Annotated in this window: 21 protein-coding genes and 1 pseudogene; 17 read left to right on the forward strand and 5 right to left on the reverse strand. The window is 63.8% G+C overall.

Features of this window, described 5'->3' with window-relative positions; genetic code table 11:
* Positions 1–322: 322 nt before the first annotated feature.
* From IVB46_RS15875 to IVB46_RS15885, 3 genes are all read right to left on the reverse strand, one after another.
* Positions 323–667: a hypothetical protein gene (locus IVB46_RS15875; RefSeq protein WP_247302361.1), complete on the reverse strand. Its 345-nt coding sequence runs from the start codon at positions 665–667 to the stop codon at positions 323–325.
* Positions 668–953: 286 nt separating this feature from the next.
* Positions 954–1,391: a hypothetical protein gene (locus IVB46_RS15880; protein ID WP_247302362.1), complete on the reverse strand. Its 438-nt coding sequence runs from the start codon at positions 1,389–1,391 to the stop codon at positions 954–956.
* 121 nt (positions 1,392–1,512) lie between these two features.
* On the reverse strand, positions 1,513–2,301 hold the full coding sequence (locus IVB46_RS15885; RefSeq protein WP_166079991.1) for an SDR family oxidoreductase: 789 nt from the start codon (positions 2,299–2,301) through the stop codon (positions 1,513–1,515).
* Between the two features lie 90 nt (positions 2,302–2,391).
* On the opposite strand from IVB46_RS15885, the gene IVB46_RS15890 reads away from it, so the two are divergent.
* Entirely contained in the window at positions 2,392–2,769 is a 378-nt protein-coding gene (locus IVB46_RS15890; RefSeq protein WP_247302363.1) for a cupin domain-containing protein, read from the forward strand.
* A 94-nt stretch (positions 2,770–2,863) separates the two neighbouring features.
* Here the strand turns inward: IVB46_RS15890 and IVB46_RS15895 are convergent, their stop codons facing one another.
* Entirely contained in the window at positions 2,864–4,600 is a 1,737-nt protein-coding gene (locus IVB46_RS15895) for a PAS domain-containing methyl-accepting chemotaxis protein (protein ID WP_247302364.1), read from the reverse strand.
* 249 nt (positions 4,601–4,849) lie between these two features.
* On the opposite strand from IVB46_RS15895, the pseudogene IVB46_RS15900 reads away from it, so the two are divergent.
* The 10 genes and pseudogenes from IVB46_RS15900 (at position 4,850) to IVB46_RS15945 (ending at position 10,138) form a co-directional block, all read left to right on the forward strand.
* Positions 4,850–5,207, forward strand: a pseudogene (locus IVB46_RS15900) (nuclear transport factor 2 family protein).
* 166 nt (positions 5,208–5,373) lie between these two features.
* Positions 5,374–5,778 carry a YciI family protein gene (locus IVB46_RS15905; RefSeq protein ID WP_247302365.1) on the forward strand — a complete coding sequence of 135 codons (405 nt, stop codon included), beginning with the start codon at positions 5,374–5,376 and terminating at the stop codon, positions 5,776–5,778.
* 65 nt (positions 5,779–5,843) lie between these two features.
* Positions 5,844–6,206 carry a YciI family protein gene (locus IVB46_RS15910; RefSeq protein ID WP_063981089.1) on the forward strand — a complete coding sequence of 121 codons (363 nt, stop codon included), beginning with the start codon at positions 5,844–5,846 and terminating at the stop codon, positions 6,204–6,206.
* 172 nt (positions 6,207–6,378) lie between these two features.
* Entirely contained in the window at positions 6,379–7,119 is a 741-nt protein-coding gene (locus IVB46_RS15915; RefSeq protein ID WP_063981090.1) for a TetR/AcrR family transcriptional regulator, read from the forward strand.
* 120 nt (positions 7,120–7,239) lie between these two features.
* Positions 7,240–7,725 carry a DUF2852 domain-containing protein gene (locus IVB46_RS15920; RefSeq protein ID WP_028152211.1) on the forward strand — a complete coding sequence of 162 codons (486 nt, stop codon included), beginning with the start codon at positions 7,240–7,242 and terminating at the stop codon, positions 7,723–7,725.
* Positions 7,726–7,939: 214 nt separating this feature from the next.
* On the forward strand, positions 7,940–8,107 hold the full coding sequence (locus tag IVB46_RS15925; RefSeq protein ID WP_144030761.1) for a hypothetical protein: 168 nt from the start codon (positions 7,940–7,942) through the stop codon (positions 8,105–8,107).
* A 67-nt stretch (positions 8,108–8,174) separates the two neighbouring features.
* The gene (locus tag IVB46_RS15930) at positions 8,175–8,432 is read left to right on the forward strand and encodes a hypothetical protein (RefSeq protein WP_247302366.1); all 258 of its coding nucleotides are present in this window, start codon (positions 8,175–8,177) and stop codon (positions 8,430–8,432) included.
* Positions 8,429–8,566, forward strand: a complete 138-nt coding sequence (locus IVB46_RS15935; RefSeq protein ID WP_247302367.1) for a hypothetical protein — start codon at positions 8,429–8,431, stop codon at positions 8,564–8,566. The genes IVB46_RS15930 and IVB46_RS15935 overlap by 4 nt, the downstream gene beginning before the upstream one ends.
* A gap of 63 nt (positions 8,567–8,629) precedes the next feature.
* Positions 8,630–9,397 carry a serine acetyltransferase gene (locus IVB46_RS15940; RefSeq protein WP_247302368.1) on the forward strand — a complete coding sequence of 256 codons (768 nt, stop codon included), beginning with the start codon at positions 8,630–8,632 and terminating at the stop codon, positions 9,395–9,397.
* A 30-nt stretch (positions 9,398–9,427) separates the two neighbouring features.
* Positions 9,428–10,138 carry an SDR family NAD(P)-dependent oxidoreductase gene (locus tag IVB46_RS15945; RefSeq protein WP_247302369.1) on the forward strand — a complete coding sequence of 237 codons (711 nt, stop codon included), beginning with the start codon at positions 9,428–9,430 and terminating at the stop codon, positions 10,136–10,138.
* A gap of 214 nt (positions 10,139–10,352) precedes the next feature.
* Here IVB46_RS15945 and ggt read toward each other — a convergent pair whose 3' ends face one another.
* On the reverse strand, positions 10,353–12,089 hold the full coding sequence (ggt, locus tag IVB46_RS15950) for a gamma-glutamyltransferase (RefSeq protein WP_247302371.1): 1,737 nt from the start codon (positions 12,087–12,089) through the stop codon (positions 10,353–10,355).
* Between the two features lie 655 nt (positions 12,090–12,744).
* On the opposite strand from ggt, the gene tolQ reads away from it, so the two are divergent.
* The 6 genes from tolQ (at position 12,745) to IVB46_RS15980 (ending at position 19,849) form a co-directional block, all read left to right on the forward strand.
* Positions 12,745–13,461: a protein TolQ gene (gene tolQ / locus IVB46_RS15955; protein WP_014492404.1), complete on the forward strand. Its 717-nt coding sequence runs from the start codon at positions 12,745–12,747 to the stop codon at positions 13,459–13,461.
* A gap of 43 nt (positions 13,462–13,504) precedes the next feature.
* Positions 13,505–13,954 carry a protein TolR gene (gene tolR, locus IVB46_RS15960; RefSeq protein WP_028152217.1) on the forward strand — a complete coding sequence of 150 codons (450 nt, stop codon included), beginning with the start codon at positions 13,505–13,507 and terminating at the stop codon, positions 13,952–13,954.
* A gap of 4 nt (positions 13,955–13,958) precedes the next feature.
* Positions 13,959–14,915: a protein TolA gene (locus tag IVB46_RS15965; RefSeq protein ID WP_166080000.1), complete on the forward strand. Its 957-nt coding sequence runs from the start codon at positions 13,959–13,961 to the stop codon at positions 14,913–14,915.
* A 23-nt stretch (positions 14,916–14,938) separates the two neighbouring features.
* A complete protein-coding gene (gene tolB / locus IVB46_RS15970) occupies positions 14,939–16,300 on the forward strand; it encodes a Tol-Pal system beta propeller repeat protein TolB (RefSeq protein WP_028152219.1) in 1,362 nt (453 codons plus the stop codon).
* Between the two features lie 290 nt (positions 16,301–16,590).
* Positions 16,591–18,924 (forward strand): EAL domain-containing protein, encoded by a 2,334-nt coding sequence (locus IVB46_RS15975; RefSeq protein WP_247302374.1) that lies wholly within the window; start codon positions 16,591–16,593, stop codon positions 18,922–18,924.
* Positions 18,925–19,123: 199 nt separating this feature from the next.
* Complete coding sequence (locus IVB46_RS15980) at positions 19,124–19,849, forward strand: hypothetical protein (protein ID WP_063981096.1); 726 nt, start codon at positions 19,124–19,126, stop codon at positions 19,847–19,849.
* Positions 19,850–20,114: the final 265 nt, after the last annotated feature.

Genomic DNA, 20,114 nt, shown 5'->3' on the forward strand with positions numbered 1-20,114 from the left:
AATCGTGCTCTCGCATCACATTGCGAGAGCAGTGAGGCCGCTTCGTGAAATCATGCGGATCGCATCGCACAACAACTGGCGAAATATTAGGCTGTAAACTCCACGACAGAATCGCTAATAATTTCTTCATAAATTCTACAAACTGGGGTGGGCGTAACTTGGGAAGGGAGCGACCGATGGCAGCGGCGCTACAAATCAATTTTGCACTTTGGGGCATGCTCATCTGCGCGACCTTGGAATTGGCGCAGACCATCCAGAGGCTCTACTAGGCTAGGCCCGACGAAATGCGTGACCGGCGCAATTTCGCCGTCGCGCTTGCCTGCTAGCTCACCAGCAACGCGATGAGCGTGAAGCTGACGCTCGCGATCACGATCATCGAGAGGATGTAGTTGCGCGGCCGTGCCGTTCGCGCACGCGGCGGTCTCCGCCGCTGCAGTGGCTCGCTCGCCTGCCACGTGGGCTCCGACGGCGCGAGCGCGGCCTCTGCGCCCGAGCCGATATATTTCACATAGAGCTCGAGCAGCCGCAGCTCGGACGGCAGGTCCATCAGGCCCTCGCGGTGGCTCCGCGACAGCAATTCGAATTCGACGGTTTCCTGGGAGCTCAACTGGCCAAGGACAATGCGTCCCTGGTCCGACAGGCGGTAGTGAAAATCGATGGGCTGCACGGCCTGCGACCGGTTTGAAAATGAGTAATCTTGAAAAAGCGGATCCATCCTAGTCTGTGACCATTGCTGAGATTATGACGGCCCTGCAGCCATCGTGACCCAAGCGGCCTCAATCTGGACGGGACCATCATAGACGGTCGGGAAAGGCCGCAAACCGCGTAAATTGGGCAGGCATTGCCAAGCGGTTGAGCGGATTCGTGTCCGGATCGTCGGGATTTTGCAAAACTGCCTAATCGCCGGACAGCGGCGGATGCAACCGGTCACATCGCTGGCGGCCGCCTGTTGCTCAGCGGCAGCGCGGATAGATCGCCGCGAGGTCGCGGCCCTTCAGCAAAAGCAATCTGGACGAGAGGCCACCGTGCCGACTGATCCAGTCGCGCACCGGGCCGGGATAGGCCTGCAGCACCGCGTCGGAGGCTTCGGGCTCGGCATAAAAGCGCCCGCGCCGGTCGACCGAACGCGCCGCGTGGAAGCCGAGTATCGCGCGTTTGGTGACGCAGATGCGCTCGCCCGGCACGATGCTGAGCACCAGCGTGCAGGCGGACAGGCACGGACCGTCGATCACCACGCGCTCGCCGCTCTCGCGCACCTGCTCGAACAGGTCGAGGAACGGCCCGACCTCTCCGCCCGGCGACTGGATGATGCGGATTTCGGCCATGGCGGGTGTGGTGGTAAAGAGCGCAGATGCGAGCATCCAGGCACCCACAAAGAACATGCGTCGCATGGAGCACTCCACTAACTCGATCCCGTAGGGTGGGCAAAGCGTAGCGTGCCCACCAATGGCATCGCAAATCTGGAGGGAAGGTGGGCGCGGCGCTTGCGCGCCTTTGCCCACCCTACGACGTTCACCCGTTCCGCCGTTCGCCGCGCAGCGTCGGCAGGCCGATGCCAGCCGCATCGAAGCCGCCATCGACGGCCAAAATTTGGCCGGTGATGTAGCTCGATCGTTCCGAGCACAGGAAATAGATCGCTTCGGCGAGTTCCTCCTCCAGGCCGTAGCGGTTGAGCGGAATGGCGTCGTGATAGTCGGCGCGGATCTCCCTGCTGTGCACCTGCTTCGCCATCGCGGTGTCGACCGGCCCCGGCGCGACTGCGTTGACGCGGATGTTGAGCGAGGCGAGCTCGACCGCGAGCTGCTTGGTCAGGTGCGCAAGGCCCGCCTTGCTGGTGCCATAGGCCGAACGCAGGGTCGAGGCGCGCACCGCCGAGATCGAGGTAACGTTGACGATGGCGCCGCCGCCTTGCTCGCGCATCAGCGGCGCGGCCGCCTTGGTGCACAGGAACGGGCCGGTGAGATTGACCGCCATGATCCTGTTCCAATCGGCGTCGCTGGTCTCCAGCACTGGCGCGAACACGGCGACGCCGGCGTTGTTGACGAGAGCATCGAGCCGACCGAAGCGGCTCATGACCGCCGCCATTGCAGCTCCCACGGCGGCTGCGTCGGACACGTCGCAGGTGATTGCCAGCGTGTTATCGGGATTCTTCAGGGCCGCCGCCGCGGCTGCCTGCAACTCCCCCTCGATATCGAGCAGCGCGACGCGCCACCCTTCGGCCAGGAATTTCTTGGCCGTCGCCAGCCCGATGCCTCGCGCGGCTCCGGTGACGAGGGCGACGTTTTGTGGGGCCTGCGGCATTTGCTAATCTGTCCTGTGTCCGAAAGGGGGCGCTTACGAGCGCCGGCTCCTTTTACTTCGCTTTCGTCCCGGCAAGAAGGGCTCCAGGCCATGCTCATCGATCCCAGCACGATCCCGCTCGAGGAATGGCGGCCAGGTGTGAAGACCCGCATGGTCACATCCGCGCGCAACGGCGCGACCGCGCTCTGCATCTTCGAGCAATGGGTCGATCCCGGCGCCGGCGCGCCGACGCACAGCCACACGGTCGAGGAGGTGCTCACCGTGCGGGCGGGCGAGGCGGAGATGTGGATCGAAGCCCGGCGTATCACGGTGACGGCCGGACAGGCGCTGCTGGTTCCCGCCGGCCGCAAGCACGGTTTTCGCAATTCGGGAGCGACCATGCTGCATGTGCATGCGGTGTTGGCCTCGCCGGTCTTCGAGATGCTGCCGGAAGGGGCGAGTGAAGCGACGCGACGCTGGGAGCGGTAGGATAAGGACGTCGGTCCCTCTCACCGTCACCCCTGAGGTGGCCGCTTCTTCAGCGGCCCTCGAAGGATGACGGGGATCGTGATAAAGCGAGAGCTTACGCCAGCTCCGCCGATGCGCGCTGCATGTTCGACGACATGTCGGAGGTCACGATGCTCTGCTCCTCGACTGCGGCCGCGGTGGAGGCGATGAACTCGTTGACGCCGGCGATCGCGGCCTTGATCGCGGTGAGCGAGCTCGCAACGTCGCCCGAGATGGTGTTCAGCGCGTCGATCTCGGAGGTAATCGTGTCGGTGGCCTGCTTGGCCTGGCTGGCGAGGTTCTTCACCTCGGAGGCGACCACGGCAAAGCCGCGGCCCGCTTCGCCCGCCCGCGCCGATTCGATCGTGGCGTTGAGCGCAAGCAGGTTGATCTGACTGGTGATGCCCGAAATCATCTCGACGATGCCGCTCATGGCCTGCGCGGCCGCGTTCAGTCGCTGGGCCTGACCGTCGGCGGCGTCGACCCGGCTGCTCGCGACCTTGGAGTTCTCGCGCGATTTCGCCATGGTCGCGGAGATCTCGCGGATCGAGGCGCTCATCTGCTCGCTGCCGGCCGCGACCGCCTCGATCAGCCCGCGCGCGTTGTCGGCCTTCTTGCGGCCGATCGCCTGCGCGGTGATGTCGGTGGCGTATTTCACCACCTTGTAGGGTTTTCCGTTGAGATCCAGAATCGGATTGTAGGACGCCTGGATCCAGATCTCGCGGCCGCCCTTGGCGATCCGCCTGTATTCGGCGGCCTGGTATTCGCCGCGGTTGAGCGTCTCCCAGAACTGGCGGTAGGCCGCCGAATTCCTCTCGTTCGGCTCGACGAACATGGAATGGTGCCGGCCCTTGATCTCGGCCAGCGAATAGCCCACCGCCTTGAGAAAATTCTCGTTGGCGGTGCGGATCGTGCCGTCCATGTTGAACTCGATCACCGCCTGCGACTTCTGGATCGCGGCGAGCTGGCCGTCATTGTCGGCGGCCTTCATCTTCTGCGCGGTGATGTCGGTTGCGAACTTCACCACCTTGAACGGCTTGCCGGTCTCGTCGAGGATCGGGTTGTAGGTCGCGAGAATCCAGATCTCCTTGCCGCCCTTGCCGAGCCGCTTGTATTCGGCCGCCTCGAACTCGCCGCGGTTCAGCCTGGCCCAGAATGCGGCATAGGCCGAGCTCGCGCGGTCCTCGGGCGTCACGAACATGCTGTGATGCTTGCCCCTGATCTCGTCGAGCGAATAGCCCATCGCGCCCAGGAAGTTCTCGTTGGCGGTGACGATGGTGCCGTCCATGTTGAACTCGATCACGGCCTGCGCGCGGTTGATCGCGGCGATCTTGCCGGAGTCTTCCATGGTCTTGATCTTGTACGCCGTGATGTTGGTGGCGAACTTGATGAAGCTGACCACCTTGCCGTTCTTGTCCAGCAGCGGGGCGTAGGAGGCATGAACCCAGACTTCCTTGCCGTTCTTGCCGAAGCGCTTGTATTGCGTGGTCTGGAATTCGCCGCGGTTCAGGCTGGCCCAGAAGTCGCGGTAGCGGGCGCTCTCGCGTTCGGCCGGGCTGACGAAGATGCTGTGATGCTTGCCCTTGATCTCGGCGAGCGAATAGCCGCTCATTTTCAGAAGGTTCTCGTTGGCATCGAGGATGGTGCCGTCGAGATCGAATTCGATGACGGCCTGCGAGCGATCGAGGGCGTCGACTTCCGCGAGCGCGTGCTGGATCCTGGCCTGCTGTTGAAATTGAACACTTGAAGATCCCCGGAGTGGTTCAACTATGCGTCGGCCGAGCTGCAACTGGCCTTCTCGAAAAAGTTGCATGCACGCGTTGATCAACTGTAAACCCTTGCAGCAAGCTGCGTGGTCTCCGTAGTTCCGCGTGCGCTGGCCATGTTGTTCTGCTTTCGAAGATTCTCGTCCTATATGCACGGCGGTGGACATAGTCGGTCCGTAATCGTACGGACCCGCCTCGCGATATTTTCGCATCGTCCCTGTTGAAATTCGGCAAGCAATGTCGGGGCACGCGTTCGTGCATCGTCTTCAAGAGGATCTTCTCTGCGGAGACCATCAATGCCCGACGACCGCGAGCGCCTGATTCGAGACCTCTTCGCAGCCTATCTCGGCAACGACCGGCAACGGGTCGCCGACGCATTGGCCGACGATTTCCGCTTCACCAGTCCGTTCGACGACGACATCGACAAGGCGGCCTATTTCGAGCGCTGCTGGCGGGACACCGGCTGGATCGCGCGACACGACATCGAGCGGATTTTCGTCCAGGGCGACGAGGCCTTCGTCACCTATCTCTGTCTGGGGACAGATGGCAGAAGCTTTCGCAACACGGAGCTTTTCCGGTGGCAAGGTCCGCCGCATCGACGTCTATTTCGGCGCGGCCCGGAAGGATGGGCGTTTCCTGCCGCAGCCGCGCTAGCGGTCGGCGCAATGACCTCCGGAATAATTTTCATCACCTTGTCGGTTCCGTAAAGGTTGGTTCGTCTTAGAGGTAAGGGTGGGCGGCCCGGGCCGCCGCTCCCGTCCTTCCGGGGGTGGCGCCGCGCCGCGCAAACCCGAAACGACAAAGCAAGCAAGGACTGCTCATGCGATTCATGATGCTGATGATTCCGCTCGGCTACGAGACCGCGCCGCCGGACGTGCAACTCGATCCCGAACGCGTCGCCGCGATGATGCGCTACAACGAGGCGCTGAAGGATGCCGGCGTGCTGATCACGCTCGACGGCCTTCACCCGCCGTCGATGGGCGCGCGCGTCTCGTTCGCGACCGGCGCGCCCATCGTGACCGACGGCCCCTTCGCCGAAGCCAAGGAAGTTCTGGGCGGCTACTGGATGATCGAGGTTGCCTCGCGCGAGGAGGCGATTGCCTGGGCGAAGAAGTGCCCGGCCTCCGCCAATGAAGTCATCGAGATCCGGCAGGTGCAGGAGATGGCCGACTTTCCGCCGGAGGTGCAGGCAGCCGCCGCCGGTTTCGACGATCTGAAGACGTAGCCGAGACGGCCGCGGATCAATTCGCGGCTCGTCAATCCATCATCCATCAACAAAGGAGAGAACCAATGAGCACCGATACTTATCTCGCCGTTTTCCTCGGCAGCAAGACCAGCCCGCAATGGGCCGCATGGAACGCGATGTCCGAGACCGCGCGGAAGGCGAAGGAGCAGGAGGGCATGGCGGCCTGGAAAGGCTGGGTCGAGAAGCATCAAGGCGCGATCCAGGCCATGGGCGGCCCTCTCGGCAAGACCAAGAAGGTCGACGGTAAGGGCGTCGCCGACATCGCCAACGAGATGGGCGCCTTCACCGTGGTCCGCGCCGCGTCCCATGAGGCCGCAGCCAAGATGTTCGAGAACCACCCGCACTTCGCGATCTTCCCCGGCGAACGCGTCGAGATCATGCCGGTGCTGCCGATTCCCGGCGGCTAGGCCGTGTCATTCCGGGGGCGCGCACACGCGCGAACCCGGAAATCTCGAGATTCCGGGTTCGGCTCGTCGAGCAGCCCCGGGTCGAGCCGCCCCCGGAATGACGAGTTGGCCGGTTAATCAAATCCGGCCTGCGCTAGTGACTTCACGCCCGGCTCATGTAAAAGCTGTTCACATGAGCTGGCGTAAGGACCAGGGCCGCACCGAGCGCGGCTATCACCACGGCAATCTGAAGGAAGCCCTGTTGCAGGCTGCCCTCGGGCTGATCGCCGAGAAGGGCGCGGCCGGCTTCACCTTTGCCGATGCCGCGCGCATGGCCGGCGTCAGCGCGGCGGCGCCTTACCGGCATTTCCGCGATCGCGAGGAGTTGCTGTCCTCGATCGCGCAGCGCGGCTTCGAGCAGTTCGAGCAGCGCCTGACCGCGGCCTGGGACGACGGGCGCCCGGATACGGTCACGGCGTTCGAACGCGTCGGCAAGGCCTATCTCGCCTTTGCCCGCGAGGAGCCTGCCTTCTACAACGCGATGTTCGAATCAGGCGTGCCGGTCGATTCAAATCCGGCCCTGCAGGCCGCCAGTGAACGCGCCTTCAACATCATTCGCGCCGCCGCCGAACGGCTTGCGGCGCTGGCGCCGCCCGGCACGCCGCGGCCACCAGCCATGATGATGGCGTTGCACATCTGGTCGATGGCCCACGGCGTGGCCTCGCTGTTCTCACGCGGCGACGCCGCGCGGCGAAAATTGCCGATGTCGCCGGATGACCTGCTCGAAGCCGAGGTGCTGATCTATCTCCGCGGCCTCGGCTTCCCGACCGACCGCCGTCCGCCGGCACGAAGCGCCGAGCCGCCGCCGGTGCCACCGGAGGCATCCTCCGGTTCTGGCCTGCCGCCCGGCGGCCCCTGGGGCAAGCCGAAATAAAATTGCGCAAATAATTCGGCGACCCTGTCAGGCGGCCGGCTTGACAAAATCGCGGGATGGTCTAGCTATGTAAATGTTATTTACATTCACAACGGCGCTGGTGCCGTGATGGAGATGGAAATGGCCTACACCGCTGATGTCAATCGATGGCGCGGTTCCTCTGACGAACGCTATGAGCGCCCCCACATGCTCGATACGCCCTGGCATCCCGGCTGGATCGCCGTGACCATCCTCGGCTTCATCATCTGGTGGCCGATCGGACTTGCCCTTCTCTTTTTCACACTCGGGAGCAGAAAAATGGGTTGCTGGAGCCACCAGGATCGCTGGCAGAACAAGATGGAGCGGATGCAGTACAAGATGGACCGCATGCGCGGCCGCATGGAGCGCCGTGGTTTCGGCTTCGGCTTCGGCCCGCCCTCGAGCGGCAACCGTGCCTTCGACGAATACCGCACCGAGACGCTGCAGCGGCTCGAGGAAGAGCAGGTCGAGTTCAGGAATTTCCTCGACCGTCTGCGTCACGCCAAGGACAAGGAAGAGTTCGACCAGTTCATGGCGCAACACAAGACGCGCCCGACCCCGCCGCCGACCGACCAGCCGCAAGGCTGATCTAAAAAGGCTGATCTAAAACGGCTGATCCGGGGTCTGCCTCTCAAAGCCTTCAGGCGCATGCCCCCAAAGTCCTGATGGCCCCGAGCCGCCCGCCTGCGCAACCCGCAGGCGGGCGGTTTGGTCTCAGGGGACCAGAACCAACTGCCGACGATCCGACACCAAGACTTGCGCGTGCCACCTCAATCCGCCGCGCTGCTGGACGACGCGCATCATGGACCTCTACACCCGCCTGCTGCTTGCCGTGACCGCCCTGGCGGTGCTGGGCTACATCGGCTTGGTCTATGGCAGCTGCGCGTCCGATCCCGATTGCCATTTTCGCCTCTGCGCCGGTGGGCGTGCGTTCTGCGGCGTTGATCACGTACATGTGCAGGACCGGTAGAACCCGATCCGCACCACGCCCGACCAAGCCCTGACGGCGCATCTCCCGCGCGCTGACGGGTACGACCATGACCAACGCCGGACGCAAAGAGATCAGTAATAGCATCGCGCTCCTCGAGCGCGCCTCGGCGCTGTTCGACCGGTTCGGAAACACCGTGCCGGTGGCGATCGCGTTCCTCAATGGATGGCCGACGGAAGTCCAGCTCTATCCGCAGTGGCAGCTCGGCGAATCCTGGCGGTTCTTTCTCAGCCTTTATCTCTATTGGTTCGCCTCGTTCGCACTCAGCCGCGCGGTCTCGTTTGCGAAGGGGAGTATCGCCCCATGATCCTGCTCCGCGATTTCGCGCTCTTCGTCCTGCCGGTGCTCATCGCGGCGGGCGGCTGGCTCTACGCGCTCAGCCTGCGCGAGCGGGCCCGGCCCGGTCTTGAGGGCGAGAGCAAGCGCGTCCCGGCGGCGTGACTGGCGCCCCGATCCGGACCGCCTATATTCGCCTTCACAAGAGTGGGCGGACCGGAGGCGACAATGGCGGAAGCTGCGATCACGGCGAGCGACGGCCTCTGGCGACAGATCCGCAGCGAGGCGCAGCGCGCGGCCGATGCCGACCCCGTGTTCGGCAAGGCCCTTGCGCGTGCCATTCTCGCTCACGATGATTTTGCCGCCGCTTTGGCCGATTTGATCGGGCAGCGGCTCGGCAGCGGCACCACCGGGCGCACGCGCTTCACGTCCTATTCCCGCGACGCCTTTCAAGGCGAGCCAGACCTGATCGAAACCGCCAGCCGAGATCTGCAGGCCATCGCATTGCGCGATCCCGCCATCACCGACCTGCTGCCGCCGCTGCTGCATTACAAGGGCTATGTCGCGCTGCAAGCCTGGCGCGTCTCGAATTGGCTCTGGCGTCACGACCATCGCGACGCGGCGCTGCTGTTTCAGAACGAGGCGTCCAACCTGCTGCAGATCAGCATTCATCCGGCCGCATCCATTGGATCGTCCGTCTATCTCGACCACGCCACCGGCATCGTGATTGGTGCGAATGTGGTGATCGGCGACGAGGTCACCATCCTCCAGAGCGTCAGCATCGGCCGTCGCGGTGAATTGCCGACGCGCTCGCCGCGCATCGGCCGTGGCGTCTACATCGGTGGCGGCGCGACCATTCTCGGTGACATCAATATCGGTGATTTCGCAAAGATTGGCGCCGGCGCTGTTGTGACCGGTGATGTGCCCGCTGGCTGCACCGCGATCGGCAATCCCGCGCGATTGACCAATTGCCCCGAGCCCGCCTCGGCGGCTTGAGCCATCAATCGATCCCTAGGAGACATGCAAATGAAGACGGCAATCGTGATCGGCGTTGGACCGGACCGCGGGGTCGGGGCCCGGCTTTGCAAGCGTTTTGCGGCCGATGGGCTCAAGGTGATCGTCGCGGGCCGGACGCTGTCTGCCTTGCAGGCCGTTGTAGACGACATCACGAAGGCGGGCGGCGCAGCCGTGCCCTTCGTTGCCGATGCGACCAGGGAGGGGGACATCGTCGCGCTGTTCGATGCCGCCGGCGACAACCTCGACCTCGCCATCTACAACGCCGGCAACAACACGCCCGGCAAGATCATCGAGATGGAGGCCGACTATTTCGAGAACGCCTGGCGCGTGGTCTGCTTCGGCGGCTTCCTGTTCGGCCGCGAGGCGGTGCGGCGCATGGTGCCGAAGAAGACCGGCACGCTGCTGTTCACTGGCGCCAGTGCCTCGCTGCGCGGACGCTCCGGCTACGGCGCCTTCAACTCGTCCAAGGCCGGCCTGCGCACGCTGGCGCAGGCGATGGCCAAGGAATACGCGATCGCCGGCATCCATGTCGGCCATGTCGTGGTCGATGGCGCGATCGCCGGCGACAAGATCTTTTCACGATTCCCGGATGCGGCCGGCCGCGAGGACAGCCTGATCGACATCGATGGCATCGTCGATGCCTTCGCCTTCCTCTATCGCCAGCCCGAGCGCGCCTGGTCGTTCGAGCTCGATGTGCGGACCTCGAAGGAGAAGTGGTAGAGGGGCGGCCCTCGACCATTTCTACCGCCGTCATTGCCCGCGAAGGCGGGCAATCCAGTATTCCAGAGACAGCATTGAGATGCGGAGGAGCCGCAGCGTACTGGATACCCCGCTTGCCGCCTACGCTAAAGCTTCGGCGCCCCCGGACCGCAGCCCCGGCGAAGCCTTGGCGTAGCCGGGTCGCGGGGTATGACAGTCGTAAGGGTGGCGTAGATCAATACCCTGCCGCCAGCCCACTGTTTCGGCGTGGATCGTTCGCACCGTAGTAACGATTATTGCCGACTTGCTCGCCGTTCAGCGACGGCGCGCCGACGATGATGACCGCCAGATGGTTGGCCGGCTGCGGCGGTCCGAATTTGTGGCCCATGCCTTCCAGGATATTGCGCGTGTCCGGTGACAGCGCATAGTCCTCGACATTGGTCATATCAGGCAGCCATTGCTGGTGGATGCGCGGCATGTCGACGGCCTCCTGCGCGTTCATGCCGTAGTCGATCGCATTGATCATGGTCTGCAGGACCGCCGTGATGATGCGGCTGCCGCCGGGCGTGCCCACCACCATGACGGTCTTGCCGTCCTTGGTGACGATGGTCGGGCTCATCGAGGACAGAGGACGCTTGCCGGGAGCAATCGCGTTGGCCTCACCCTGCACCAGGCCATACAGGTTCGGCACCCCGACCTTGGCCGTGAAGTCGTCCATTTCGTCGTTCAGCAGCACGCCGGTCTTGGCCGCCGTCACCTTGGCGCCGAACCAATCGTTCAGCGTGTACGTCACCGATACCGCGTTGCCGTCCTTGTCCGCGATTGAATAGTGCGTGGTGTTGCTGCCCTCGTGCGGCGCGACGCCCGGCTTGATGTCCTTGGAGATTGCGGCCTTGTTCGGATCGATCACGGCGCGGATCTTGGTCGCGTAATTCTTGTCGAGCAGGCGGTCGAGCGGATTCTTCACGAAATCCGGATCGCCGAGATAGCTGTTGCGGTCCACGTAAGCATGCCGCATGGCCTCGATCTGCACGTGGACGGCCTGCGCGGAATGGTAGCCCAGCTCCTTCAGAGGGTAGCCCTCCAGGATATTTAGGATCTCGCAGATGACGACGCCGCCCGAGCTCGGTGGCGGCGCGGAAATCACGTGATAGCCGCGATAGTCGCATTCGACAGGTGCGAGCTCGCGCGTCTTGTAGCCGTCGAGGTCGTCCTGCGTCAGCAGGCCCTTGCCGGCCTGGCTCGATGCCACGATGGCGCTGCCGACCCAGCCCTTGTAGAAGCCGTCGGTGCCCTTGCTGCTGATCTCGCGCAGGGTTTTCGCCAGTTCGGATTGCAGCAGTCGATCGCCCACGCCGAACGGCTGGCCGTTGTTGAGGAAGATCGCGCTCGATGCTGGATCGTCCTTGAAATCGTCGGTTGCCGAGCGCAGCAGGTCGATGTCCCCCTGGTCGAGTACAAATCCCTGTTCGGCGAACTGGATCGCGGGAGCGAGCAGGTCGGCGCGCTTCATGGTGCCGTATTTTTCGCGCGCATATTCCATGCCCGAGACGGAGCCTGGCACACCCACAGCCAGATGTCCCTTGGTCGAGATGCCCTTGATGACGTTGCCATCCTTGTCGAGATACATATTGGCCGTCGCCGCCTTGGGCGCGGTCTCGCGGAAATCGAGGAAGGTCTTGCGGCCGTCGGCGAGCTGGATCGTCATGAAGCCGCCACCACCGAGATTGCCGGCGGCCGGATAGACGACGGCCAAGGCATAACCGACGGCCACAGCGGCATCGACGGCATTGCCGCCGCGCTTCAGCACGTCGACACCGACTTGGGTCGCCAGATGCTGCGCGGACACCACCATGCCGTTTTGCGCGGCGACCGGCGCGACCGACGCCGCGTGCGCGGGGTCAAAGGCTGTGAGGCAGATCGATACGATCGTGGCGTTCAGCCACCGCAGGCGTGTTCCCGCATTTTGCACGGCTTGCTCCCTTGGCGAGGCCGGCTGTCCCGGCCCTTGTTGATCTATGCAAGCGCAGCCTATCAGGCGGAATCCGTCGGGCAAATCGGCCGCTGATGGCAGCGCTGATCGAACGGTCAGCGATAAGAAATCGGGTGCCCGCACGGAGCACACTGCGCTCCCTCCCCCCCTTGCGGGGGAGGGCGGGGGAGAGGGGTAGCCCAGGAAAAGGTGCTCGTTGCGTGTGTTCGATTTCGGTGGGAGCCCCCGTGTGGTACCCCTCTCCCTAGCCCTCCCCCGCAAGGGGGGAGGGAACCGACCTCGCCAGTGGACCCGGCTCCGATCCGTCGCCGCCATGTCCCGCGGCAAAGCGGCCAACCGCCTGCGCTGCCTACCTTTCCGGCAGCCAAATTCGGCCGTGGTAACCGCACGTTAACCATCGGCGGGCTCTGGTAATTGCGGACAGTCGTGCCCGGAGCCTGCTCAAGGCCCATAGTTTTGACATCTTGGCAGGGAATGCAGACGGCCGGCTTTGGACGAGCCCCTGTACCCCAGAAAGACAAGGCTTTGAGCGGGCTTGCCGGCCGCGCCGGTTCTAGCGCGGCTGTTGGGGAACCGGCAGCCATTTGCTGGCCGGAGAGGTCAGGGAAATGATCGCCTTGAGAGGATACTGCTTATGAATCCGGCCGACGTGGCTCAGTCAGCCCTTCCGGTTGCCGCTTCCGCGGACGTGTCGCTGATTGCGCTGTTCTGGCAGGCTCACTGGATCGTGAAAGCAGTGATGCTGGGGCTTCTCGCCTGCTCGGTCTGGGTTTGGGCCATCGCGATCGACAAGATCTTTCTTTACGCGCGCACGCGGCGCTCGATGGACCGGTTCGAGCAGGCCTTCTGGTCCGGCGAGTCGATCGAGGAGCTTTATCGCACGCTCTCGGCCAAGCCGACGCATTCCATGGCGGCCTGCTTCGTCGCCGCCATGCGCGAGTGGAAGCGCTCGTTCGAGAGCCACGCCCGCTCGGTCGCGGGCCTTCAGATGCGCATCGACAAGGTGATGAACGTCTCGATCGCGCGCGAGGTCGAGCGGCTGGAACGCCGGCTGCTGGTGCTCGCCACCGTCGGCTCCGCCGGCCCCTTTGTCGGCCTGTTCGGCACGGTCTGGGGCATCATGTCGAGCTTCCAGTCGATCGCGGCGTCGAAAAATACCTCCCTGGCGGTGGTCGCGCCAGGCATCGCGGAAGCGCTGTTTGCGACCGCCGTCGGCCTTATCGCCGCCATTCCTGCCACTATTTTCTACAATAAGTTCACTTCCGAGGTGAACCGGCAGGCCCAGCGGCTCGAAGGTTTCGCCGATGAATTTTCCGCCATTCTGTCGCGTCAGATCGACGAGCGGGGCTGACGGACGGCATGTATAGTGTGAGGGGCAATTTGGGCACTCGATCATGGCGATGAACGTAGCTAGTTCGTCCGGAGGCGGCGGGCGCCGTGGCCGGCGCAAGCCCGTCGTGGCCGAGATCAACGTCACGCCGATGGTGGACGTGATGCTGGTGCTGCTCATCATCTTCATGGTGTCGGCTCCGATGTTGACGGTCGGTGTGCCGCTCGACCTGCCGCAGACCCAGGCCAAGAGCCTCGAAAACAACGACCAGAAGCCAATCCAGATGTCGGTCGACATCAAGGGCAAGGTCTTCATCAACGACGCCGAGATCGCGATCAACGAGTTGATCCCGAAGCTGAAGGCGATCACGGACGCGCGCGGCGGGCTCGAGGAGCGCATCTATCTGCGCGCCGACAAGAAGGCGGATTACGGAACGGTGGCCAAGGTCATGGGCCTGTTGTCCGGCGCGGGCTTCAAGAAGCTGGCGCTCGTGACCGAGGCGGATCAGGGGTAAACCGGTGAAGGTGAACGTCGACAAGACACTCGTTGCGTCGATTGCCCTCCACGTCCTCGTGCTTGGATGGGGACTGGTCACCTTTAGCAGCAAGGCCTTTGTCGCGGAAGAGTCGCTTCCGATCGACATTATCTCCACCGATCAGCTTGCGCAGATGATGTCGGGGCAGAAGACCGGCAAGAAGGAAGAGCCGAAGCCCAAGGTCGAGAAGATCGCCGAGGCCAAGCCCGAGGAAGATGCGGTCGGCAAGGTCACCGAGAAGAAAGAGCTGATCAAGACCAACTCGACGCCCGAGCCGCCGCCGAAACCCGTCGAGAAGCCGGTCGAGAAGAAGCCCGAGCCGCCGAAGCCCGTCGCCGAGGCGAAGCCGAAGGAAGAGCCGAAGCCGCAGGAAAAGAAGCCTGATCCGGCCAAGGAAGATCCGATCGCCGAGCTCCAGAAGAAACTGGAGACCAAGAAGCCTCCGCCGAAGCCCGTCGAGCAGAAGGTCGCGGCGGTGCAGCCGCAGCAGCAACCGAAGCCCAAGGAGCGCAGCTTCGATCCCGCGCAGATCCAGCGCGACCTCGACAAGCGCGCGGCGACCCGGCACGAGCTCTCCGGCGCGGCGCTGAATGCGTCGGCTGCGCTGGGATCGACGACCGGGACTGCTGCCAACAACGTTGCGACGTGGGGAGGCGCGTTCACGAATGCGGTCCGGCGCTGCTTCACGCCCACCTATAACGGGCAAGACGCCGAGCAATACGAAGCTGACATCGATATCCCGATGAAAATCGACGGCTCGCTTGCGTCCGAGCCGGTTATCGTCGCGGTTCGCGGCCCGTCTCGGTCGATTGCTCAGGCGGTGGCGGAGAGCGCCAAGCGCGCCATCGTGCAGTGTCAGGTCTATTCGTTCCTGCCGAAGCAGCAGTATGACACCTGGAAGACCATTCCAATGCGCTTCGGCCTGAAAGATATGTTGTGACATCCGAACAAAAGAATTTTGCGATGAATGACGTCCTATCGATGAACCGCCGCCGCTTCATGACGCTGACAGGATCGGCGCTCGCGACGCTCGGGGGCGGACACGCCCTGGCCCAGGGCCAAAAGCGGCTCGAACTCAATCCAACGGAGTTTCGGCCGATCCCGATCGCGATCTCCAACTTCGTGCCGGGCTCGCCCGCCGACGGCGACGTCAGCAACGGCGTCACCCAGGTCATCACCAACAATCTGAAGCGGTCGGGCCTGTTCGCACCGATCGACCAGGCCGCCTTCATCGAGCGCATCAGCAACATCGACGTCGCGCCGCAATTCCAGAACTGGAAGACCATCAACGCCCAGGCCCTTGTCACCGGCCGCATGACGCGGGGGCAGGACGGAAGGCTCAAGGCGGAATTCCGCCTGTGGGACGTCATCACGGGCCAGCAGCTTGCGGGCCAGCAATATTTCACCTCGCCGGAATATTGGCGCCGTATCGCCCACATCATCTCCGACCAGATCTATGAGCAGATGACCGGCGAAAAGGGCTATTTCGACAGCCGCGTGGTGTTCGTAGACGAGACCGGTCCAAAGGAGCGTCGCGTCAAGCGGCTCGCGATGATGGACCAGGACGGCGCCAATGTGCGCTATCTGACCCGCGGCTCCGACCTCGTGCTGACGCCGCGCTTCTCGCCGAACTCGCAAGAGATCACCTACATGGAGTTCGGCCAGGGCGATCCGAAGGTCTATCTCTTCAACATCGAGACCGGCCAGCGCGAGATCGTCGGCAATTTCCCCGGCATGACCTTCGCGCCGCGCTTCTCGCCGGACGGCCAGCGCGTCATCATGAGCCTGCAGCAGGGCGGCAATTCGAACCTGTTTGTGATGGATCTGCGCTCGCGCTCGACCACGCGCCTCACCGACACGCCGGCGATCGACACCTCTCCGTCCTACTCACCCGACGGCACGCGCATCTGCTTCGAATCCGATCGCGGCGGCAGGTCGCAGATCTATGTGATGGCCGCGGGCGGCGGACAGGCGCAGCGCATCTCCTTCTCCAAGGACGACACCAACGCCACCTATTCGACGCCGGTGTGGTCGCCGCGTGGCGATTACATCGCCTTCACCAGGCAGGGCGGCGGGCAGTTCTCGATCGGCGTCATGAAGCCGGACGGCTCCGGCGAGCGTCTGCTCACCTCGGGCTATCACAACGAAGGGCCGACCTTCTCGCCGAACGGCCGCGTGCTGATGTTCTTCCGCGATCCCGGCGGCAGCGGCGGGCCGTCGCTGTTCTCCGTCGACATCTCCGGCCGCAACGAGCTCAAGGTGCCGACGCCGGGCTTCGCCTCCGACCCGGCATGGTCGCCGCTGCTGTCCTCGACACCCGGCTAGAACGCTTGCGAGCGAAGCGGATACAGGTTCGCGTGAAACATCGGGGCTAAGACATTGCGCGTTCAGACGCGCGATGTTTTCGAAAAAACATGCCGATTTTTTCGGGGTTTGGTGCAGGACGCAAGCTTTCCTTCACCTTGTGTCCGGCAACGCTTGCCTAGTTGCTTGATATTTCAGCGGAAACATGTTCGCTATTGCCGAAAAACAACTCGACTTTAACGATGTTCCCTCAGAAAGGCTTCATCAGGTCTGGGTAAAAGTACGCGCCAAACAGGACGCGTAACAAGCCGATGCAGCTGGCCGACCAGAAGCAGAGCGATCGAGACGAGCTGGAGCCGATACTCTACGCCGCTCTCATCAACTCTATGGTGCAGAATTTCTGGGCGATTTTCCTGGGCTCGGCCTCCGCGGCCGTGGCCGCGGTCATGACTGCGCTGAAGACAGGCGATGTCTGGCTGTGGCCGCTCGCATTTCTGCTGATCGCGATCGGCACCGCGCGCGCGTTCCAGATGCGCGGATACGAAAACCGCACGCACCCACTGTCGTTCGAGGAAGCCAAGCACCTGGAGCCGCGCTACTGGCTCGGCGCGCTCAGCTATGCGGCGGTGCTCGGCCTGTGGTCCTTCGTCGTCATCTACAACAATGACGATCCGATTGCCGACATGCTCTGTGTCGCCATCGGCATCGGCTACACCGCGGGCGGCGCCGCCCGCAATTACGGCCAGCCCCGGGTGATCCAGTGGCACGTCGCGCTCGCCTGCGCACCGATGTCGCTCGCGCTGCTGCTGCATGGCGGCTTCTACCACATCGGGCTCGCCGTCCTGCTCGTGTTCTTCTTCGTCGGGCTGAAGAACATCAATCTCAGCCTGCATGCGATCTTCGTCAAGGCGCTGACCTCGAGCTTCCGTGAGTCCGCGCTGGCAAGCCAGTTCGACACCGCGCTCAACAACATGCCGCATGGCCTGTGCATGTTTCGCGCCGACGGCCGCCTTGCGGTGATGAACCATCGCTTCGGCGAGCTGATGGCGTTGCCCGAAGATCTGGTCAAGCGTGGCGCCACCGCTGCCGACATCGTATCGGCCTGTATCGCCGCCGGCTCCATCTCGGCGGAGAGCGGCAAGCAGATCCTGGCCGAGATCGAGCATGCGCGGATCTGCGAGATCGTCACCACCGACCCGGATTCCGCGCGCGGCCGCGCGCTCGCCTGGACGTTCCAGCCGATGACTGGCGGCGGCACGGTGCTGCTGCTGGAAGACATCACCGAGCGCACCAACGCGGAAGCCCGGATCACTCATCTCGCCCGCTATGACGAGCTCACGGCGCTGCCCAACCGGGTCTCGTTCCGCGACGAGATCGAACGGTTGCTGGCGATCTCGCACGACGCCGAGCGCCTCTCCGCGCTGCTGTTCGTCGACCTCGACCAGTTCAAGCAGGTCAACGACACGCTCGGCCATCCCTGCGGCGACCAGCTCCTGTGCGCGGTCGCCAACCGCCTGCGCGAGATGCTGCGCCCCGAGGATTTCGTCGCCCGCTTCGGCGGCGACGAGTTCGTCGTGTTCCAGCAGAACATCAGCTCGGCCGAGGATGCCGCGAGTCTCGCCCGCCGCATCGTCGAACGCCTGAGCGAGCGCTACCGCATCGACAATCACCTGGTCGAGATCGGCGCCAGCGTCGGCATCGCGCTGACCTCGCCGGACGGCGACGTCAGGGCCGACACGCTGCTCAAGAACGCCGACATGGCGCTCTATCGCGCCAAGGCTGACGGCCGCGGCACCTTCTGCTTCTTCCGCGACGAGATGGCGGCGACCGTCGAGGCCCGCCGCATCCTCGAGCTCGACCTGCGCAAGGCGCTGGCCAACGAGGAGTTCGAGCTGTTCTACCAGCCGCTGGTCAATCTGAAGTCCGGCAAGATCACGACCTGCGAGGCGCTGCTGCGCTGGAATCATCCGGTGCGCGGTACGGTCTCGCCGGTCGACATCATCCCGGTCGCCGAAGACATGGGGCTGATCGTCGATCTCGGCCGCTGGATCCTGCGCCGCGCCTGCATGGAATGCATGAAGTGGCCCGACGGCGTCAGCGTCGCCGTCAACTTCTCGCCGCAGCAATTCCACCAGCGCGACGTGCTCAGCGAAATCCGCTACGCGCTCGAGGTCTCGGGGCTGCCGGCCCACCGGCTGGAGATCGAGATCACGGAGTCCTCGCTGCTTCGTAACACCCAGCTCACCCACGACACGCTGTCGCAACTGCATGCGCTCGGCGTGCGCATCTCGCTCGACGATTTCGGCACCGGCTATTCCAGCCTCAGCTATCTGCACAATTTCCCGATGCAGAAGGTGAAGATCGACCGCTCCTTCCTCGAGGGCATCGACACCGACCGGCCGCTGACGCTGCTGCGTGGCGTGGCGCGGCTGTCGGCCGACCTCGGCATGGCCGTGGTGGTCGAGGGCATCGAGACCAATGAGCAGCTCGAGCTGATCAGCGCAGACGGCACCGTCTCCGAGGCGCAAGGCTATCTGTTCAGCCGTCCGGTGCCCGCCGTGCGGATGCGCCAGCTCCTCAACGCCTCGCATGGACGGCGCGGCGAGGGCCTGCTCCAGGTTGTCAGCTCACGCTCCTTCGCCTGAGTCCACATCCAGAAATTGCACGTCGTTTCAGGCAGTTGCTGAACCGACCGTAGTGCTACGGGGGTTAACCCTATCGCGTCGATTGCTTTGCATCGTCGTTAAGGAGGTGTTAATAAATCGTCACGCGCGCGCAAGTTGTTCAGCGGCAAATGGCCCAGGTTCGCGTGGTGGTGTTGTTGGTGGTGGGTAAGGAGTTCGAATGCAGTCCTCAGCCAGATCTGTCATTTCGGCTGTTGGACGGGGAGCGGAGCTTCTGACCGACGTCGACTATCATCTCGCGGCGACGGACGCGGAGAAGGAGCAAATCTACAACCTCCGCTACCGCGCCTATCTGCGCGAGGGTGCCGTCAGGGAATCCGCGGAAGCCCGCGTCACCGACCGCTACGACGAGCTGCCGAACGCGTGGACCTTCGGCGTCTATCTCCGTGGCCAGCTCTGCAGCTCCGTGCGCATCAGCGTGCTGACTTCGGAATGGCGCGAGTCCACCTCGGCCGACGTCTTCCCCGACATCCTGCTGCCGCGGCTCGATCGCGGCGAGGTCATGATCGACCCGACCCGTTTTGTCGCCGATCCCGACCAGGTGAAGCGGGTTCCGGAATTGCCCTATCTGACGACCCGGCTCGCCTACATGGCGTGCGAGCACTTCAATGCCGATCTCGGCCTCGCCATCGTGCGTCCCGAGCATCAGGCCTTCTACCGGCGGGTGTTCCTGCACGAGACGATCGCCGAGCCCCGCCTGGTGCCGGGTCTCACCAAGCCCTTCGGACTGATGGCAGCGGATTTCCCGACTTTCCGGAAGAAGGTGTTCGAGCGTTATCCGATCATGCGCTCCACCGCCTTCGAGCGGCGGATGCTGTTCGGGCGCGGCGGACAGCGCGAGATCCCGCAGCGGTCGTCACTGGTGCCGGAAGCCGCTCACGTCTGATTGCCTGCCGTCACCGCCTCGAGCCGCCGCGCGCCTTTCGGCCGGGGCTCCGTTCATCCCCATCATCGTCCGCGCCCAAAATTCCAGCAAAAGCCTGCACTTTTGCCGTTGCTGCAGGTTGCTTCACCCTCGCGCCACATTTAGAACCCATTAACCATGACGGTTGCTTTTCGCGGTTTGGGGGCATTTGACCGGCTGAAGCAAGGTTCCATCAAGGTTGACGGAACGTTCGCTTAACCAACCCCCTGTAGACCGGACAGCAGTG

Source organism: Bradyrhizobium sp. 61, from assembly GCF_023073075.1.
GTDB classification, from domain to species: domain Bacteria; phylum Pseudomonadota; class Alphaproteobacteria; order Rhizobiales; family Xanthobacteraceae; genus Bradyrhizobium; species Bradyrhizobium barranii.

Coding starts and splice junctions, on each gene's coding strand:
- IVB46_RS15930 (WP_247302366.1), top strand. CDS start 8,175: ATGACCAACGCCGGACGCAAAGAGATCAGTAATAGCATCGCGCTCCTC.
- IVB46_RS15880 (WP_247302362.1), bottom strand. CDS start 1,391: ATGCGACGCATGTTCTTTGTGGGTGCCTGGATGCTCGCATCTGCGCTC.
- IVB46_RS15935 (WP_247302367.1), top strand. CDS start 8,429: ATGATCCTGCTCCGCGATTTCGCGCTCTTCGTCCTGCCGGTGCTCATC.
- IVB46_RS15975 (WP_247302374.1), top strand. CDS start 16,591: ATGCAGCTGGCCGACCAGAAGCAGAGCGATCGAGACGAGCTGGAGCCG.
- IVB46_RS15910 (WP_063981089.1), top strand. CDS start 5,844: ATGAGCACCGATACTTATCTCGCCGTTTTCCTCGGCAGCAAGACCAGC.
- IVB46_RS15915 (WP_063981090.1), top strand. CDS start 6,379: ATGAGCTGGCGTAAGGACCAGGGCCGCACCGAGCGCGGCTATCACCAC.
- tolB (WP_028152219.1), top strand. CDS start 14,939: ATGAATGACGTCCTATCGATGAACCGCCGCCGCTTCATGACGCTGACA.
- IVB46_RS15945 (WP_247302369.1), top strand. CDS start 9,428: ATGAAGACGGCAATCGTGATCGGCGTTGGACCGGACCGCGGGGTCGGG.
- IVB46_RS15980 (WP_063981096.1), top strand. CDS start 19,124: ATGCAGTCCTCAGCCAGATCTGTCATTTCGGCTGTTGGACGGGGAGCG.
- IVB46_RS15890 (WP_247302363.1), top strand. CDS start 2,392: ATGCTCATCGATCCCAGCACGATCCCGCTCGAGGAATGGCGGCCAGGT.
- IVB46_RS15920 (WP_028152211.1), top strand. CDS start 7,240: ATGGCCTACACCGCTGATGTCAATCGATGGCGCGGTTCCTCTGACGAA.
- tolR (WP_028152217.1), top strand. CDS start 13,505: ATGGCGATGAACGTAGCTAGTTCGTCCGGAGGCGGCGGGCGCCGTGGC.
- IVB46_RS15940 (WP_247302368.1), top strand. CDS start 8,630: ATGGCGGAAGCTGCGATCACGGCGAGCGACGGCCTCTGGCGACAGATC.
- IVB46_RS15905 (WP_247302365.1), top strand. CDS start 5,374: ATGCGATTCATGATGCTGATGATTCCGCTCGGCTACGAGACCGCGCCG.
- IVB46_RS15925 (WP_144030761.1), top strand. CDS start 7,940: ATGGACCTCTACACCCGCCTGCTGCTTGCCGTGACCGCCCTGGCGGTG.
- IVB46_RS15885 (WP_166079991.1), bottom strand. CDS start 2,301: ATGCCGCAGGCCCCACAAAACGTCGCCCTCGTCACCGGAGCCGCGCGA.
- IVB46_RS15895 (WP_247302364.1), bottom strand. CDS start 4,600: ATGCAACTTTTTCGAGAAGGCCAGTTGCAGCTCGGCCGACGCATAGTT.
- tolQ (WP_014492404.1), top strand. CDS start 12,745: ATGAATCCGGCCGACGTGGCTCAGTCAGCCCTTCCGGTTGCCGCTTCC.